Raw genomic sequence first — 18,141 nt, forward strand, 5'->3', positions numbered from 1 at the left:
TCCACAAGGGATAGTATCTCCACTACGAGAGAATAATTCCGGTAGCGCCTCACCTTTAGGGCGTATCGGGGCGGTGATGACGGCAAGGGTGGCTATGGGCGATGTTGACTTCCTGGCACTCCATCTTCTTCATCCTCGGACTGGGCGTTGTGTCGATCAAAACCTATCCGATTATTTTTACGCAGCATGCCGGCCGAGACACCTGGATCGCTTTGATTGTGGCCTCTTTCATTACCCTCGTCTATGTCACCTATATCCTGTGGGTCTGCCGTCAGACAAAGACCTATGACATCGGGGTGATCTACCGCAGCGCTCTGGGCAAGCCCCTCGGGAATCTGGCGCTGGCGCTGTTTGGAGCGACCATCTTCCTGACACTGGTGGAATCTTCGGCGATCGAGGCCAGCGCCATGCGAACCAACTTTATGGAAGAAACACCCCTGTGGTTTCTCCTGATCTGGTTTTTGACGGTCGGCGTCTACGCTGCGAGCCGGGGCTATGCGGCGGTGCTGACGGTCACGTTGATCACGATCTTTTTGGTGTTTCTGTCCGGCGTCAACCTGTTGTTCTTGACGAGCAGCTATAAAAAATACAAATACCTGCTGCCGATCATGGCCGAGGGGGTATCCGCGCCCTTCCTCTTAGCCACAATAAAGCTGCTGGGCGCCTACGGCGCGGTGGCGATCTTTTTTCCCTATCTCATCGACATTGCCGACAGAAAAAAGATGACCCGCGGCATCATCATCGGCCTCTTGCTCCTCTTTCAGATGCAGGTTGTTTCGATGACAGGCACGCTGACCACCTTTGATATCGAACGCCACAATGTCATGTGGTTTCCGAAACTGCTACAAACACAGGCGATCCGGCAGTACCCTTTTTTGGAGTCCGGTGAGTTGTTTGTCATGTTCCAGGTGATCGCCGGATGGCTGACCAAATTCATCATCTCGCTATTTGCGCTTTTGAAAACACTGGAAATGATCGGCTTGCCGACAAAACATCTCGTTTATCTGTTCGGTCTGATCACCTTTTTCCTGTCGACGTTGTTGACAGGCGATCTCTTTTTCCTCTTCTCCTTGCTGAATGACTTCATCTATATCAGCCTCATCAACTTCATGGCGATCCCCTTTTTCGTCTTTTCCCTGTTCCTTTTGAAGGGCGGTGAAAAGGGTGTCCGGCATGGCGACAGGCAGTCGCGCAGCACCCAAAAGTGGATGCGCAGCGGCGTCACCTTGCGCAGACGGTGACCAATCTCCCGCCCTTGCTTGGAACGTCAGGGGGCTATTTCCCCCGGTTGTTCATGAAACCGCCGTCAGGAGACACACTACCCATGGGCTCGGGATCAATGGGGCCACCCATTTTTACGCTCGGCGAATCACAGGAGGATGATCACATGTCTAGGGACACCACGCCGGTATCCATCGAATCGTCACTCCCCCACTCGATCAAAGAAACCGATCTCAAGCCGCGCGGACGGGTGCATCCCAGTCCGCCCACCTGGCGAGATCAGATCGTCTACTTCCTGTTGCCTGACCGGTTCAGCGACGGGAACGAAAGCCGTCGCCCGCTCTTTGACTTCGGCGCTCCCGATCAGCACCGCGCGCCCGACAAGGGCGCCTGGATGGCGGCGGGACAGCGGTTCCAGGGAGGCACCCTGCGCGGCATCGCCAGTAAACTCGACTACCTGCAATCCCTCGGTGTCACCACCTTGTGGCTGGGACCGATCTGGCGCCAGCGGCCGGATCTGCAAACCTACCATGGCTATGGCATTCAAAATTTTCTCGACGTGGACCCCCGCTTCGGCACACGCCAGGACCTGCGCGATCTGGTGGACGCTGCTCATGACCGGAAAATGTATGTGCTGCTCGACATCATCTACAACCACAGCGGCAACAACTTTTTTTACAAAGATGATCAGGGCCAACCTGTGGAGCGGCGCTCCTACCGCTACGCGCCGCCCTATCCGACACATGGGTGGCGCTCCGCAACAGGGCAGAGCGTGCCGCAGATCGCCGGTATGGATGACGGTGTCTGGCCGGAGGAATTTCAGAACATCGACGTCTACACGCGGGCCGGTTCCATCGGCCAATGGGACGCCGAACCGTGGGAGGACAAGCTGAGCCCCGATGTGCAGTTTCGCCGGGGAGATTTCTTTGACCTGAAGGATCTGAACCTGAAACCGGCCACACTGGATCTGATCATCCGGGTGTACCGCTACTGGATCGCCCTGAGCGACTGTGACGGCTTCCGGATCGATACGGTCAAACATGTCCCCTGGGACGCCTCCCGCAACTTCTGCGGCGCCATCCGCGAATACGCCGAATCGATCGGCAAGGAAAACTTTCTCCTATTGGGTGAGGTGACCGGCGGCGAGGAGATGGCCCGCGATTATCTGGATATCTTCGGTCGCAACATCGACGCCGCCCTGGACATCGGCGAACCGACACGCCGGCTGGCCGGCATGGTCAAGGGACTCAGCGACGCGGCCGATTACTTCCGGCAGTATGGCGGTCACGACATCCTGGGGGGCCACCGGGAGACCGGCCGCTACCATGTGAACATCTTGGACGATCATGATATGGTGGGGCGTGAGGGCAAGCACCGCTTTGCCGCCCACAACGACATTCCCGAGTGGTTTTCCCAGGTGGCCCATGCGGTGGGCGTGCAGTTGACCACCCTGGGCATTCCTTGCATCTACTATGGAACAGAGCAGGCTTTTGACGGCACCCAGGACCGTCATGATCCTACGCTGGAACCGTGGGGCGGCGAAGACCGTTACATCCGGGAGGCCATGTTTGGCGGCGAATTCGGCGCCTTTGAGACGAAGGGCTGCCATTTTTTCAATGTCGATCACCCCACCTACCTGCGGATCGCCGCCATCGCCCGGGTGCGCAACCGCCGCGACGCCATCGGCCTGACCCTGCGTCGCGGCCGCCAGTACCTGCGGGAGACGTCCCTGTTTGATGATCCCTTTGCCCTTCGCGGTCGCGGGGAATTGGTGGCCTGGTCAAGGATCCTCTTTGACCGGGAGGTGCTTGTGGCGCTCAACACCCATGGCACGGAAGGCCGCGGCGCCTGGGTGTTGGTCGATCCCATCCTGCATCCGGCGGGAAGCGCCTTGACCTACCTGTACCGGAGCGATTGGAGCGATGGGGAACTCAAAAACCCGCCCAAAGACCAGGTGGAAAAAGTGAGCCTCCAGCATGGACAGGGGGCGGTGCGGATCGATCTGCCGCCGGCGGGGATGGCGATTTTGGCGTAGGGACAGGTACTATAGAAAAAAGCCCCTGCTTGATTAACAGCAAGGGCTTTTTTCTGTGCGGTTTATTTAAAGATAAAGATTTTCATCAGAGAAAAAAGAGACAGGACAATCGCAAAGAAACTAAACACCATCCCCGACTTCGACGAAAAGGTTTTTTCCACTTGATTTAGTTTTGCTTTTAAACGCTCATATTCTTCCGGCAAATGCATGGATGTCCGAATGGTGCTGTTCAGCGAGTCCAGCTCTGCAATGCCATCCTGCGATATTAGTCTTTCTATATTCGAATATATCCTGTTGTGGTTTCCCCAGTACAACCACAACATTCGCGGCAATTTGATCAACGCGGGATCGATGAGAAGAAAATTTGTGAATTGTTTATGTACTTCACGAAGTAGGTAGTAGGTTTTTGAAGCAAGTTCAAGCACCAATAATGGCCCATGATCCAAACCTGCCAGGGTTACGCTCGGGCCTTCTTTCATGGGATGCCTCTCGGCGCCGATTGCCGTTTTGAAGTTGAGTTCGTACTCTTGCGCTTTCGCAAAACAATCCAAATGATGCATCTTGAACGAAAGTACGCGTTTACCCAGCGCATGCACCCGCAGGTACTCTCTCGTGCTCCAACAATTTCTTAGTCGATTTTCAGCGCATGATTCGGGAACATTTCTCCAGCCCTCATCACTCGTGAGGATTCCATAAAACAATTGCGGGTATTTAGTTACCAGTTTAGCGGGAACCTTCTGTTCATCATCAACGTCTAGAATTTCGCAGATTACGCTGTAGTATATCTTATCTTTAATCGGTTCATTCCCAGTCAATGCCCGATATATATTCGAGACAGCATTCATCCTATGAGCACTATAATATTGTTGAATAAAAATTAGTTCGTCGGCATTTGTGTTCTCTAATGAAATGTTCAAAAAAACAATTGCGATCCGCTGGTTTTTCAGCACAGACAAGACTGTATCTGTTTTTTCAATTTTCATTTCCTTATTTTCTTTTTTAATTAAGCTTTTATATGCATATACTGCATTTTCCATCCATTTCTCTATAGAATGATCACATATCCAACAACTATATCGATTGGGATCATCCGTCTTTCTTGTGATCTCCTGGGCGATGAGATGATCACGCTCATAATAAATTCCATTTCTGTCGAGTGAACTTCTAATTATCGCTTCACTGATATGTTCAGATGGGCTAGAAGGTAAGAAATCTAAGTGAAACAAGCTCCCTTCTCGATAAAACGGAATGGGAATGGTAAAGATGTTAATAAAACAGAGCCGCGCTTCTGTAATCGGTAACGACTTAGATTTCTGCATATACGCCCCTCTCTTTACTCTTTTTCCTATACTTATTTTACCATTTATAAACTGTTCTCTCAATCGCCCAAATATCCCCAGCCACACCCGAAATTGGGACCCCGGGTCTATTCCCCTTTCTCCCTGTGAGGGCTACAGTTATCTAAAGAATCTTTTTTTCGGGTGATGGCATGCGGATAACATCAGTGAACACACTCAAAGTGGGCGATGTTCTCGCCAAACCGATCTATGCCAGTGACGGCCGGGTTCTGCTCAGCCAAGGGGTGGCGCTGACAAGCGGGTACATCGCCCGCATGATCAACCTGGGTGTTTCCAAGGTCTATATTGAAGACAAGCTACTGGCCGACGTGACCGTTGACGAGCCCCTGACCGACCGGACGCGAAACGCCGCCATTCAGATCCTCGAAGATATCACCGACACGATTCCGGTTAAAAAAGAGGGCCTGCTGACGCTCAGCAACGATGAACTCGATCGGGTCAGCAGCAAATTCAATTCCGCGCGATACATCGCTGTGGTCAAAGAGATCGTCAGTGAACTGATCGGCAAAATGGATGTCATGGTCCACCTCGCCGATATGCGAGAGCGGTCTGACTTCCTCTTCAGCCATTCCGTGACGACGACGGTGCTGTCCACCCTGTGCGGCCTCGGCATGGGATTGAGCCGCAAACAACTGGACGAACTGGCGACCGGCTGCCTGCTCCATGACATCGGCTTCACGATCATTGATCCGGCGTTGCTTCGCAAACCGATCAACGTCATCACCGCCGATGAGGCGGCCCTCTTTCGCAAGCATGCCGCCGTCGGCCTGGCGATCATGAAAAAACTGCCCGGCATCAGCCTGCCATCGGCCTATGTGGCGGGCCAGCATCATGAATTGATGGACGGAACCGGTTTTCCCAACCGGCTGCGGGGCGATCAGATTCATCTTTACTCGCGCATCCTGGCTGTCGCCGACTTCTTCGACAACCTGATCACCGGCAAGGCGGGAAAGACGCTGTTGCCCCACCAGGCCTACGAAGTGGTCTTGGCCCAATCGGGAACGAAGTTTGACCATAACGTGGTCGCTTCCTTTGTGCGCCATATCGCCCTCTATCCGAACGGCAGCACGGTCCTGCTGACAACGAATGAAACGGGCATCGTCGTCCGCCAAACCTCCTCTCCGGCCCGCCCGGTGGTGCGCGTCTTCCGGAAGCGAACGGGCGACGAGGTGGATTTCAAGGAGTACGATATGCTGAAGGAGTTGACGGTCTTCATCAAAGAGGTCGTCGACTAACAGGGATGCCTGAACAGGCGCGCTGTTCAGCCTCGTCGCAGTGACGCCTGAGTGCGAGACAGTGTCACCGGTTATTGGACGCCATGACGGGCAACGCTAAGGGTTGACCAAACCTGGCGAGATCGATACCGTCGATTTCGACCTTTTCGGGAAGACAGGTAGAGGAGGACTCTTGATGAACCATTTGATTCTCTTTGCCCACCCCAACCCCAAAAGCTTCAACGCCGCGATCTTGGAGACGACCGTGACATCGCTGGAGGGCAAGGGCCACCGGGTTGTGGTGCGCGATCTCTACAAGCTGAATTTTGATCCGATCCTAAAGGGGACGGATTTCGAAGTTTTCCAATCGGGCCGGAAACCAGCGGACGTGGAGGTCGAGCACGATCATATTCAAAAGGCCGATGTGATTACGATGATCTATCCGATCTGGTGGTCCGGCATGCCGGCGATTTTGAAAGGATACATCGATCGCGTCTTTTCCTATGGATTTGCGTACAGGTACAACGATGAAGGAGTCCCAGTGGGCCTGCTCGCCGGGAAAAACGGGCTGATCATCAACACGCAAGGAAACACAACCGATTATTACGATTCCATCGGTATGACTGGGGCCGTCAAATTGACGACCGATACCAGCATCTTCGGTTTTTGCGGCATTGAGCCGGTGGATCACCTCTTCTTCGGCGCAGTACCCACTGTGGACGACGCCACACGGCAGGGTATGCTGAAGACGCTGCGGGAACGGCTCGACCAACTGTTCTAACCGACGACCATCGACGGAAATACAAGAAAGCAGCCCGCCGTTTTTACGAGCGGGCTGCTTTTTGCTTTATCGATCCGTGACCAGGCGAACTGTCTTCATCATCGCCTATTTGAATTCTTCGTAACACACCAGTTCTTCCAACGGTTTGCGGGCCGTATCATGCCGGTCTGGCGAAAGGGCTTCCTGAGCGGAATACCCGAGGGCGAGGATGCTGATCGCTTCATAGTCGGCGGGGATCTGAAATTCCTCACGCAGCACCGTGGGGTTGAAATAGCAGATCCAGACGCTATCCAACCCCAGTTCTGTTGCCTGCAGCATCATGTGATCGGTGACGATGCTCGTATCGATATCGACGATGTCTTTTTGATCAAAAGGACGAACCCAGACGTTGCGATGATCGCCGCAGACGACGATGGCGAGTGGCGCGCCGTAAATATTGGCCGCCTTTTTTAGTTTCTCCAACCCGGCGGCCTCTTGAAGGACGAGCAGCTTAAAGGGCTGTTTGTTGGCGCCTGTCGGCGCGATTCGGGCGGCTTCCAACAGCGCTGCCAGTTTCTCCGGTTCCACCGGCTTCGGAAGGAATTTGCGACAGGAATAGCGCTTCTTGGCTGTTTCGAGAAAACTCATGGATATCGTCCTTTCTTGGGCAATAATTTTGAAGCCATGATGACTCCACAGGTCGCTGTTCATAGTATAATCGTATTGGATAGTCATCTTCAGCACAAGTACGTACTATTTAGTTATGTAGTTTCCATTTAGATACTATGATGCGGTACGGATATACGGAGGAGAACGATGATTCGATTCAAGAACAACACGTTGAAAAGCACCATGGAAGTGGCCATTGAACTGATCGGCGGCCGGTATAAGGCGTTGATCCTGTGGCATCTCGTCGATCAGACGTTGCGTTTCAGCGAATTGAAACGGCTCATCCCCCAGGCGACGCAAAAAATGTTGACCCAGCAGTTGCGCAGCCTCGAAGAAGACGGTTTGATCACGCGAAAGGTCTACGCCGAGGTTCCTCCGAAAGTAGAGTATTCCCTGTCCGATTCGGGTCGAAACCTGCAACCAGTGCTCGAAGCCATGTGCCAGTTTGGGAAGCGGTATGTGGAGGAGCGCGGGCTGGAAGTGGACTGCAATTAGGACTTTGGGTCTATTCCCCTTTGCCAGAGCAAAGGCTACAGTTATTTATAAAATGCTAATTAGGTGAAAGCATGCGGATTACATCAGTTAGTAATCTAAAAATCGGCGATGTTTTAGCGAAAAATATTTATGCCAGCGACGGCCGGATCCTGCTCAGCAAAGACGTGTCGCTCACCGGCAGCTATATCACCCGGTTGAGGAATCTGGGCATTTCCAAAGTCTATATTCAAGATGCCTCACTAGCTGACGTATCCATCGACGAGCCGCTGACCGATCAGACGCGCAACGCGGCGATTCAAATCCTCGATGACATCACCGACACGATCCCGATCAAAACAGACGGGCTCATGACCTTGAGCAATGATGAATTGAACCGGATCAGCAAAAAGTTCGACTCCACCCGCTATATCGGCGTGGTCCGGGAAATCGTGACCGAACTGGTGGGCAAAACGGAAGTGATGGTTCACCTCGCCGATATGCGGGAGAAATCGGACTTTCTCTTCACCCATTCCATCACGACCACCGTGATGTCGACCCTATGCGGCCTCGGCATGAACCTGAGCCGGAAGCAACTGGACGAATTGGCCATCGGCTGTCTCCTTCATGATATCGGCTTTACCATCATCGAGCCGGAACTCCTCCGCAAACCGATCACCACCATCACGGCAAAAGAGGCGGAGCTCTTTCGCAAACACACCGTCGTTGGCTTGGCGGTGATGCGAAAACTGCCCGGTATCAGCATCCCCTCGGCCATCATGACCTACCAGCATCATGAGATGCTCGATGGATCCGGCTTTCCCTGCCAGCGCAAGGGCGACCAGATTCACCTGTACTCCCGGATCCTGGCTGTCGCCGATTTTTTCGACAACCTGATCTCCGGAAAAGCCGGAAAAACGCTGTTGCCACACCAGGCCTATGAAGTGGTGATCGCCCAATCGGGCCGGAAGTTTGACCACAATGTGGTCTCCTCCTTCGTCCGTCACATCGCCCTGTACCCGAACGGCTGCACCGTCCTGTTGACGACAAACGAGACGGGCGTCGTCGTCCGGCAAACAGCCTCCCCCGCCCGTCCAGTCGTTCGCGTCTTCCAAAAACGGCTGGGCAATGAGGTGGATTTTAAGGAATACGACATGACGAAGGAATTGACGATTTTTATTAAAGAAGTGATCGATTAAAGTTTCCCGATGAATCTCGACACGGTTTCTCCCTTGATAGGGCTCTGGATTTCTTCGGGATTCTCTAGCGAGTGCATAGAGCGCTTATCGAAAGGCAAAAGGATGCCGGTGGACTTGTGGTCCCCGGCATCCTTTTTTCATTGTCCGCCAGTGTTGAACACCTTTTTTAAATACTTCTTTTGAACATTTCTTTTGATGCTTCTTTTGAATACTCCCTTTACCCGCCATTCAAAACATGTTTATGTCTTATATCGAACATCAAAATGACATCTAAAACCTGTAATATATCACCTTTTTGAAGCATATAATTTGACGAGAATGGTTGCGACAAAATGCTTGGAGGGATTTTATGAAACTCAAGGTAAAATCGGTCGTTTTGATCCTCACGATGCTCCTTTGCTCCCTGGCGCCAGCCTTCGCCTATGCGGCAGACCCGTACCCGAAAACCAGCCCGACCCACGGCAAATTCGGTCAGTTCAAGTACAAGGAAGCGAGCGGCGGCAGGATCGAAATCGATCCATCCTGGAGCAAGAGCAACATCGTATCCGTCTCACTGCCCGGCGTGAACAAAACGGTAAGCATACATAAAAACGCGAAGGATGCCCTCGTCAAAGCCTTTACGACAATCAAAAACGATCCTGCGTTGCTGAAAAAAGTAAAAACCCTTGACGGCACCTGGGTGCCCCGTCACATCAGCTGGGATGCGAGCAAACCCTTAAGCGAACATTCCTGGGGGATCGCCATCGACATCAACGCGTCCGCAAACCCCCAAGGCAGCAAGCCCACCAGCGATAACAAAACGCTATGGGAAAAGGCATTTAAACCGGCGGGATTCAACTGGGGCGGCAACTTTTCCGGCAGTGACGTCGACGGCATGCACTTCGAAATGCCCTATTAAGGTTGTTAGAAACGGGCAACCATTCTCAGGTTAAAATAATTGGTTTTACCCCGCTCTTTACGATGAGAGCGGGGCTTTCTCATTCAACATTCATTCTTGGTGTAAAGCCAAAACCGAAGTGGAGAATCCCTATTTGTGATCATTGTGAAGCCACTTACGTTGACAAAAATATCAATCTATTGATATAATAAATGTATAAACAAAATTTACCAGGAGGAAGAAATATGATTCCCAACTTGGATGCGTCATATTCCTCATTGATAAATACCCTCAGTTCTACATCTACAAAAAAAGCGAATACCACTTTATTTGCGGCACAACTCGAAGATTTTAAAAAAGCCGATACCAATCTCTATATTAATGAAATCGGAACCTGTTATCCCGGAACAAAGGTTACGGTAAAATCCATGACCAGTAGTGATGTTCAAAAGTATTATGAAGAGTGGAAGAGACAGCCGATCTCTTCATCTGGGTTTGACCATAATATCATTGTATCGCCAAAGGTATTGGAAAAGATGAAAAACGATCCGGGCTATGCGGAAAAGATGCTGGGAAAAATCAGGCAGGCAGCGACTCCGGTAGGGTTTGAGAACGCAACCTTATATGAATATAAAGTCATCGTTCGGGATGACGGTGAAATCGAAACAATGGCCTGCGCAGATTTTATGAATGGCAACGAACAAAAAGCCGAAAACAATGACAAAGACAAGAAAAAAGCCGCGAAAAAATTTGATCCTATCTTTTTTCATAGGAAAATACAAAACCAACGGGAAACGCAGCTTTTATCAGAGACCGGTTTTTATACTAACCTATTTTTCGAACCGCAATATCGTTTCATTGCAGGAATTGCTAATGGGAACAGAAAGGGAAATGCTGTTGAATGAACGTGAAGGCGATTAACTTTACTCAACAACCGGGTTTCTGCAAGAACAGCCGAACACGCCTAACTGATTAAAGTTAAGCATGATCGGCTGTTCTTTTAAGTGTGCTAAAAAAGATAGGGACAACCAGTGATCCAGTTTTTTGATGTCGTTTTGTAGCGTAAAGGAGGGGGTACTATGCCATTACTGTTTTTCTCGATATTAGGCGGCATCGTGGGATATAGCATCGGCAGCACGCTGGGTCTGCCTTTTGTGACGATCACCAGCTTAATCGGCTTTAGCATACCAAGCGTTCTCGTATTAGATAAAGTTCATAAATACCTTGTTGAAGTAAAGAGAATGGAGGATTAGTCACCAATAATCGCTGTTAAGGCCTACTCTATGTCCCTGCCCATTTCCTGTTGTTGTTACAGCGATTGCCTCGCCGTTTTCCTCAAATCGGCCAACTTCGTCTCATACCCCTTCTTCAACACGACGATATTATCCGGCTCCGCCATGAACCATGCGTATGTATTCAAGGCCAGCACAGGCATCCGCCTGCGGCTGGGTCGCCCTGCCGGTCTTCAAAAGCGGTGACAAAGGCCAAGTCGCGCGTCTTGAATCCGGCATCGACGGCGATTTGCTGGAGCGCCTCTTTTCGCTGCTGGCTGATCGGGCCGTCGGTGGCCACGACTTCCACGAAGACGATCAAGTAATCACTTGTCCGTTCAGTATCAATCCTTCAGCCGGTATTTTTTTATTTTTTTTACCTTTTCTTCATTTTTACCCTTAGGCTTTTTCCATTGGTCAGGCTTGTTGACCTGATACCACTCTGCCAGAAGAATCGCTATCTCCTGCCTGGTTTTTTCCTGTGGTTCCTCATCAAGGCGGGAGAGCCACTTTTTCGTTAGAGCAGCCATAAACAAATCTACATTTCCAGAGTAGCCATCGTCCTCCATCTCCCGACGCACCGGACTCATTTGGGCACGCGCTTCTTGTTGCTTAGCCTGTTTCGCTTTCTCTTGCCGCGCCTTCAGCCATATATTCCATTCTCTGTCCTTCTTATCATCGTGAATAAACCTGCCGTAGCCCGCGGCGGTCTTGGCGCCAGCTCCGATCCACTCAAGGGCCTCCGTAAGCCAGTGGATGACCTGCCCTGCATCGTTTCGGCTATCTTCATTTTTCGGAAAACGGGGCGCCACTGCAAACAAAAAAGGTTGCTCTTTGGTGACAGTGAGAAACGGGATCGGGTTGGGGCTGTACCAGTCCGCCGGGCTCTTCTTTCCGCTCGTGTCTTGGTAGTAATCCGTATAGTGGGGCGTCATCACATCGCATTGCAACTTCACCGTTTTTAACGGAAGGGCATCAAAAAAGATGACACTTCCTGCCGACCCGACTTGACCAAAGATTCGCTCATTTTGCTCGCTGTTTTCTTGTTTCTGCCAAGAATCCGCCCAAGCACGCACGAGACCTTTTACGGAGGAACCAGGCAAAAAAGGAACCCCTAATGTGCTGTGCCAAGCAAAACCGTTTTCAACAGGGTGATTGCGGCCCAACCCGGTTACAAAACGCCATTCGGTTTGCATCACTTGCCAACAACCGCTCAAACTATCCACCAAGGTCAATTGGCGTTCGATTGCTTCCTTGATCTGTTTCGCATTCCCAACGCCGCCTTCACTCTTTTGAGCAACGGTCTTAATCCAGTTGACCTTCGGGTTTTTATTTGCGCTGTTCGATTTCATCGACCAATATTGGACTTTTCTATATTCAACAGTCCATTGGTTGCAAAACTTATCATACCAAAGGCCGGCATTCATACCGACTGTGTATGCTTCCGGCGCTTCAACGCCGTTATACAAGGGTAACATCCGTTCTCACCCCCGTTGCTTCAGGTAGGCCGTGGCGAATTTTTTCAACCATTGCAACCAGGCGAGGGCTTCGGCCTGGGCGCGCATATAGGTGTTGCGGTCACTTTCAACGATTTTTCTCATCAGATCGGGCGTTTCATCCTGGGGCGTATAATAAGGGGCCATCGAATCATCCCGGCACAACCAATGCTCTAGGTCTTTATATAGTTTCATGTTAGCCTTCTGGACATTGTTGGCTTCTTTTACGTCTGCTTTTGCTGCCGCCAATAAGGTCGCCGCCGCCTGACCCAACCCGTTGGTGATAATTGTGACCGGTAGGCTGGTTGCATAGGAGGCGTATTTGTCCTTCGTGTCCTTGTTTTCTGATGATGATTCCTCCAGATTTTTTACTTTCTTAAAGGCATCTACGGCCATCCTCTGTATGTATGTCCTATTTGTTTCTGCAGGTGCGATTCCCGATTCTCCCCCGTTACTTTGCTCCATTTTCTGCATGTTCTCTCTCATTTCCATCCTCCTAGCTCAACCAGGATACGGCGCACCAGCCTTGACCTATGGTTTCATTGCCGCCCACTTGTAGATAGGGGTGGTCATCAAAGATCTCTTTCAGCCGTTCGAGCCTTTGTTCTTGACGAGATAGAAGCAGGGTGTACAGCAGAGTGTCTGGGGGCAGTGTCTCTTCATACCAGAGGTTGTTGCTTTTTTTCGTATCCGTCTCCAACTGGTTGCGGGCGTTGACTTGCAATCCATACAGGGCAAAATGATGAAACTCATCATCACTGATTACGACCAGTTGGCTCTTTAACCGCTCCTGCACTGACGGATGTTTGATCAAGGGAGCAAGCGCGTCGGCAATGGCAGAAATCTCCTGCTCCGCTTCATTGACCTTAAAAGAAAACTCTTCTAACAGCAACGGCGTTTGGGAAGTCCCTTTATATAAAATAGCCTCAGAATTTGCCGGCTGCGGAATAGCGAAGGATGACCCTAGACCCGCTAGCCCCTGATCCCGTTGAAACCGTTCCAACAGATAGGGACAGGTGACCCATTTATAGTGACTAGTCAAAGAGCGCACCGGCAACAGCAGCAACCTGGCATCGGTCACCGCCATCGAGCCAGCGCATTCCCCTGTTCCAAATAATTCTTCGACGGCTTTCGCATCCGGGATTCGTTGATTCGCCACCGCATTCCGTAGCGCGCCCTTCAGACTGGAACCCACCAGCACCGGGTACCCGGTTGCGACCTCCCTCGCCACCGGCAGATCGATAACGCCTGTGCTCTGTTCGGCGCCAGGATGTAAACTGGTCTCGGCCAATAGGCCCATGATCGCGTTTTTCACACCGATCCCCCCCACTTTCCAACAACGACCTGTCCATAACCGTAGTTCGTTTTTTCCCCCACCAGTTGGCCGTGCAATGCTGTAATTAGGGCCACTTCTTCTGCCTGAGCCTCATAAAACCAGATGCTTCCTGCCGGCAAGAACGGCTCCAGGGGGCGCGGTTTCTTGTTTTTCAGATTCCAGCCTCCCACCTGCCGAACCTTACCGATACAACCGGCAATGCAACATCCGGGAACTCCCGGCGGTCCGTTGATGATCGCATCCCTTGTCGCGGCGACATCTGCAAATTTTGCCGGCGTCACCAGCATGATTGTAAATCTCACGAGACCGTTCTTTATCTCCAGTTCCGGCATCGACGGTAACAATTCTCGCTCGTCCATGATGGTTACGTGAACCAACCGCCCTTCCCCGCCTAAAGAAAAAACAGGGGCAACCTGCGCATGCCATTCATCGGGAATTCCGGACACCAAAAGGGTCACCGCGACTTCTTTGCCCGGGCGCACATGAACCGCGTTATACAGTTTCCTGTCCACAGCTGTTCGAGTATCTTTGTCTCTCTCGATGCCAACCCTGTATTCGGAATGCCACAATTCTCCCGCTTCTTTGATCTGTCCATCTGTCGGGTACGCTTCAGACAGCAAAGAACTCAGGCCTTCCCGGTCTATATAGGCTTGCTCCAAGACCTTTGCCCCCCTCAGCCGGGTTACAGGCTGCGGCAGACGCTTATGTCCCAGATCACAGTGAATCGATTCTTTTCCAGGCTCTAAGCGGGTGTACTGGACTGTCTGACCGTCTTTGCTTCGCATCAGCGAAAGCGGTACCGGAAAGAGCGTTCGATTGCGCCACTGCACATAGGGTCCACGAAGCACCAGTTCACCGATGTCTTGATGATCTCCCAACTGCCTAGGAAAGCTTGCACCATGTTCTGGCCTCCATCCCTGTCCATAGGCCAAGGCGGTTCGTACCGCCCCCTGGAGCGTGCTCATCATGGGTGGAAACGTGCTGGATACACTGGTGAAACCGCCCTCGCCAGCGTTGAAGGGACTTCCATCTCTGAAAAAGAGGGTATCCAGTGCTTGGAGCACCCACAGTTTTGTCGAACTCACCGGCACACCCCCTTTTCCGCCAGGAAGCGCACCAAAAGCGCCCCGTCAGCCGAGAAACCACTGTACACAATTTCCGGCGGCTCACTCGCATCCTTGCTTACCCTGCGGCGAAAGCGCCGACAGATTTTCAATAAAGTGTCCATCCGTTCCATAAGTTCATCGATTTTAATATCCTTAGCCTCACGATCCCGGTTTTTCAGGTACTCCGCCGCCAGTATTTTTGCTTGATCCGCTGCCTTAAACGCATCATCTCCAGTGGTTTGATTGAATAGCTCCTCGTATCGTTCTTGCATGTTGTAAAAGAAGGCGCTATTGAAATGCCGGTCCGCGCCTGCCTGTCCGACAAACTGTTCAACCATATCGTCTATGAGGTTTTTGGGGCCTGTCACAATCTGCGTCCAAGGCGCAGACCATTGAATGCCGGGACCGCTGGCACGCCAGACATTGACGGCCAGGCTATCTCGTCCGGTCTCTTCTTTGGCTACTTCATCGAGCATATAATGGGCCCGGTTCAGCACCGTCTTCAGCGCTGCATTGCAATGGGCATAGACGATGCTGGCGGAGATAGTGGTTTTATGGTCAGGAAATGCCGTTTCTCGAAAGGCTGCGAGGTACCTTTGACGCAATTCCACGGCTGCGCCCAGGGCATCCTCCAGGGGCAACAATGCAAGCACATCGTCACCTCCGGCGTAGAGCAAAACACCGTTATGCCGTCTCACGGTAGCCTCTACATTACTGCTAAATCGAGCCAAGGCGCGGCTGATCACGGTTGCCGTCTCTTTGCCCTGCCCTTCACCCTGCAACAGACCGCCGAGGGAATCGCCGTCCATCAGCAACACAGCATAATAGGGGTTCGGTTTACTGTCGCCTTCGTTTTGCTTATACAGTTCAACTAGCCCTGTGCGCAACTCGAATCGTTGCATCCTTGTGCCGTCAGACCAAAGGCGGTCATTCAACAAGGTGTCCTCGAAGAAGTGATTTCCGTTTAGGGCAGCAAAACCGCGCAACCGGGGATTGGCATCGACGAGTCGCCTGAGACAGTCGATGTTCCCAGGCAATTTGTCGGAGGACACGGTCAATCCCTTCCGTGTTGCCGCTGTCGCAAACTCGGTTGCTTGTTGCGGTTGGGTTTTCATGATGTCTTCCATCCAGTGAACGGCGGCCAAATAGGTCGTGGAGGGATATGTCAGCGGAACGGGCCAGCCGATGGCCTGCACTGCAACTTCCGGAAACATGCGTTTGATCATAGCGATGGCACACAAGCGTTCGTCGGAACGCAGGTTGAGATCCGATACCTTTTCCTTTATTTCGGCCCAGAAATGGTCTTGAGCGTGTCTTTCACTGCATCGGACAAATCCAGAGATCTCCTGCCAATTGCCCATGCTGATGCATTTGTCGCCTTCTTCCGGCGGCGGCACGTGGCTGCGCCAGTTCTTTCTCCGATCAAGCAGATCATTGCCGTCTTCTTCACTTACCACCCAAGCCATATCCCAGAAGTGTTCCACTTGCCTTTTCCAGATGGCTTCTGTTTCTTTTCCGGATCGCGCCGCTTCACATACATAGCTGTCCCAAACAGCTTGAGCCAGCCTTCTCCAGGCGGCTAAAACCGCTTCCTCGCACTGAAGAGGTGAAAAATCCGGAGGGATCTCCGCCTTAAAACGGTTCGGAATAGATCCAATGCTGCAACCCTCAATCGTTGCCGATTTCTCTTCAAAGGCCGCAATAGCGCTCAACAGGGGATCGGTAATGCGGTCTTGATCCTGAACACTGGGGAAGAGGATGGCGCCCCCGGCCTTGATAACAGCATACATTGCTTGTCCCGCCAGGTAAGAGAGCAAAAAAGAACCGCTCCATAGGTCTTTTGTGCGCCTTGCCTGAGCCACAAACCCTTGAACGGGACCCAGGGTAAAGTGCAGTTGCCGCCCTTGTTTTCTCATTGTTCGATCACCTCTAGCCGGTCAGGAAACCGATCCATAAAATCCCGCACTACTTGATAACGCTCTACATCGGGGCTGAGTGGAACAGCCTTATCATTGATTTTTATTTTTTCATCGTCCGGGAGAAAACGAGCCGGCATTAATATGACGACAGCCACATACAACTTGGCGGTCAATCGGTGTATGTGGATGAAGAGCGGGCTTGCCCGGCGATCGTGTCTTTCGGCGTTTACATCTACTTTATACTCACTCTTAGGAAACCAATAATTATGCGGCAAGCCAAAAGCCACACGCTCAGGGGGTTTATCTCCCCTCAATACACATTGACAGTCAGCTATAAAACGCCGGACCGGTTTCCCGCCGACAGCAGAACCAGTTTTGCTTGGCCCACTTAGGCGATTGCTACGATAATCCATCAATTTTTTGCCTATGTAATTTAAGAGTTTAAGTGAGCCTGAATCATTTTTCACATCTGAATTATGTTTTACATCTAAATCATTTTTTACAATGAAAATGCGACTATGTCGAGAAAAGGCAGTATATTCAGGTAATACCGATGACAGTTTAGCACTCGGAAGGATTTCTAGAATTCTTGCTTTGAGTTCGTGTTCGTTGGTTGGTGGTTGCCAAACGCTCTCATCATTGTGTAAGAGCTTTTCCAGGCTTAGGGAACCAAATCCCCGACGCGAGCGGGAACCCAGACCTCCAAAGAGGCCCAGAGCGATCAAAGACTTGCGAATCAATTGGATATCTTCGTCTGACACGTTCTTGTTTTCTGTTTTATTTTTCTTTATCAGTAGGGTGACTGTGAAAACAATCCCTTCCTTTAAGTACGGACGGCTGTTACTGCCTCCTTGTTTTGGCTGGTTCAAACCATAACCCAGATATCTTATGCCCACTCCATGGGACCAAGTCGTACCCCGTTTTTCTGTGTTATCTTCTGTATCCGTCTCAAAACTAAGCTTCATCAGAAATCCGGCTTGTCCAAAGTCAGTACTGCCAAAAAGCCTAGCTTCTCTGTACTTAATATCCTGCCAAAAGTTTGAATTTGAAAGCGCCAACCCCCGGAACCAGAAGCGTAATGCTCCCTTAACGGATGGGGGTCGGAGTTCCGCCGTATCTATGTCAGCTCCTGCTATAAACATCGGTGTTGTTATTCTGTAGGTAGCCTCAAACCTATTCATGGTTCCTCCCTCCCTGGATGTTTTTATC

The 18,141-nt window shown here is 51.4% G+C and carries 18 protein-coding genes; 9 read left to right on the forward strand and 9 right to left on the reverse strand.

Going from position 1 to position 18,141, the window contains the following annotated elements; genetic code table 11:
- The first annotated feature begins 101 nt into the window (after positions 1–101).
- Together GTO89_RS03100 and GTO89_RS03105 are read left to right on the forward strand one after the other, a co-directional pair.
- Positions 102–1,241: a GerAB/ArcD/ProY family transporter gene (locus GTO89_RS03100; RefSeq protein ID WP_161260608.1), complete on the forward strand. Its 1,140-nt coding sequence runs from the start codon at positions 102–104 to the stop codon at positions 1,239–1,241.
- 146 nt (positions 1,242–1,387) lie between these two features.
- Positions 1,388–3,256: an alpha-amylase family glycosyl hydrolase gene (locus GTO89_RS03105; RefSeq protein ID WP_161260609.1), complete on the forward strand. Its 1,869-nt coding sequence runs from the start codon at positions 1,388–1,390 to the stop codon at positions 3,254–3,256.
- Between the two features lie 62 nt (positions 3,257–3,318).
- Here the strand turns inward: GTO89_RS03105 and GTO89_RS03110 are convergent, their stop codons facing one another.
- Entirely contained in the window at positions 3,319–4,638 is a 1,320-nt protein-coding gene (locus GTO89_RS03110) for a hypothetical protein (RefSeq protein WP_207708914.1), read from the reverse strand.
- 122 nt (positions 4,639–4,760) lie between these two features.
- Between GTO89_RS03110 and GTO89_RS17760 the strand changes: the two genes are divergently transcribed.
- Both GTO89_RS17760 and GTO89_RS03120 read left to right on the forward strand, forming a co-directional pair.
- On the forward strand, positions 4,761–5,849 hold the full coding sequence (locus GTO89_RS17760; protein ID WP_161260611.1) for an HD-GYP domain-containing protein: 1,089 nt from the start codon (positions 4,761–4,763) through the stop codon (positions 5,847–5,849).
- 175 nt (positions 5,850–6,024) lie between these two features.
- Positions 6,025–6,609, forward strand: a complete 585-nt coding sequence (locus GTO89_RS03120) for an NAD(P)H-dependent oxidoreductase (RefSeq protein ID WP_161260612.1) — start codon at positions 6,025–6,027, stop codon at positions 6,607–6,609.
- 105 nt (positions 6,610–6,714) lie between these two features.
- On the opposite strand, the gene GTO89_RS03125 is transcribed toward GTO89_RS03120, so the two are convergent.
- On the reverse strand, positions 6,715–7,236 hold the full coding sequence (locus GTO89_RS03125) for a nitroreductase family protein (RefSeq protein ID WP_161260613.1): 522 nt from the start codon (positions 7,234–7,236) through the stop codon (positions 6,715–6,717).
- 168 nt (positions 7,237–7,404) lie between these two features.
- Here GTO89_RS03125 and GTO89_RS03130 point away from each other — a divergent pair, with 168 nt between their 5' ends.
- From GTO89_RS03130 to GTO89_RS03150, 5 genes are all read left to right on the forward strand, one after another.
- Complete coding sequence (locus tag GTO89_RS03130) at positions 7,405–7,752, forward strand: winged helix-turn-helix transcriptional regulator (RefSeq protein WP_161260614.1); 348 nt, start codon at positions 7,405–7,407, stop codon at positions 7,750–7,752.
- Positions 7,753–7,823: 71 nt separating this feature from the next.
- Positions 7,824–8,927, forward strand: coding sequence for an HD-GYP domain-containing protein (locus GTO89_RS03135; protein ID WP_161260615.1), 1,104 nt, complete (start codon positions 7,824–7,826; stop codon positions 8,925–8,927).
- A gap of 349 nt (positions 8,928–9,276) precedes the next feature.
- Positions 9,277–9,825, forward strand: a complete 549-nt coding sequence (locus tag GTO89_RS03140) for a M15 family metallopeptidase (protein ID WP_161260616.1) — start codon at positions 9,277–9,279, stop codon at positions 9,823–9,825.
- 224 nt (positions 9,826–10,049) lie between these two features.
- Complete coding sequence (locus tag GTO89_RS03145) at positions 10,050–10,709, forward strand: hypothetical protein (protein WP_161260617.1); 660 nt, start codon at positions 10,050–10,052, stop codon at positions 10,707–10,709.
- Between the two features lie 174 nt (positions 10,710–10,883).
- On the forward strand, positions 10,884–11,057 hold the full coding sequence (locus tag GTO89_RS03150) for a hypothetical protein (RefSeq protein ID WP_161260618.1): 174 nt from the start codon (positions 10,884–10,886) through the stop codon (positions 11,055–11,057).
- Between the two features lie 163 nt (positions 11,058–11,220).
- Here GTO89_RS03150 and GTO89_RS03155 read toward each other — a convergent pair whose 3' ends face one another.
- The 7 genes from GTO89_RS03155 to cmr1 are packed head-to-tail and all read right to left on the reverse strand — an operon-like array spanning position 11,221 to position 18,113.
- Positions 11,221–11,397, reverse strand: a complete 177-nt coding sequence (locus tag GTO89_RS03155) for a BsuBI/PstI family type II restriction endonuclease (protein ID WP_170294344.1) — start codon at positions 11,395–11,397, stop codon at positions 11,221–11,223.
- Positions 11,398–11,419: 22 nt separating this feature from the next.
- Entirely contained in the window at positions 11,420–12,553 is a 1,134-nt protein-coding gene (gene cmr6 / locus GTO89_RS03160) for a type III-B CRISPR module RAMP protein Cmr6 (protein WP_161260619.1), read from the reverse strand.
- Between the two features lie 6 nt (positions 12,554–12,559).
- Complete coding sequence (cmr5, locus tag GTO89_RS03165) at positions 12,560–13,057, reverse strand: type III-B CRISPR module-associated protein Cmr5 (RefSeq protein WP_235920199.1); 498 nt, start codon at positions 13,055–13,057, stop codon at positions 12,560–12,562.
- 10 nt (positions 13,058–13,067) lie between these two features.
- A complete protein-coding gene (gene cmr4 / locus GTO89_RS03170; protein ID WP_161260620.1) occupies positions 13,068–13,886 on the reverse strand; it encodes a type III-B CRISPR module RAMP protein Cmr4 in 819 nt (272 codons plus the stop codon).
- Entirely contained in the window at positions 13,883–14,992 is a 1,110-nt protein-coding gene (locus GTO89_RS03175; protein WP_161260621.1) for a type III-B CRISPR module-associated Cmr3 family protein, read from the reverse strand. The genes cmr4 and GTO89_RS03175 overlap by 4 nt, the downstream gene beginning before the upstream one ends.
- Complete coding sequence (gene cas10, locus GTO89_RS03180; RefSeq protein WP_161260622.1) at positions 14,989–16,929, reverse strand: type III-B CRISPR-associated protein Cas10/Cmr2; 1,941 nt, start codon at positions 16,927–16,929, stop codon at positions 14,989–14,991. The genes GTO89_RS03175 and cas10 overlap by 4 nt, the downstream gene beginning before the upstream one ends.
- Positions 16,926–18,113: a type III-B CRISPR module RAMP protein Cmr1 gene (gene cmr1, locus GTO89_RS03185; RefSeq protein WP_161260623.1), complete on the reverse strand. Its 1,188-nt coding sequence runs from the start codon at positions 18,111–18,113 to the stop codon at positions 16,926–16,928. Before cmr1 ends, cas10 begins: the two co-directional genes overlap by 4 nt.
- Positions 18,114–18,141: the final 28 nt, after the last annotated feature.

The organism is Heliomicrobium gestii (assembly GCF_009877435.1).
In the GTDB taxonomy this organism is placed as follows: Bacteria; Bacillota; Desulfitobacteriia; order Heliobacteriales; family Heliobacteriaceae; genus Heliomicrobium; species Heliomicrobium gestii.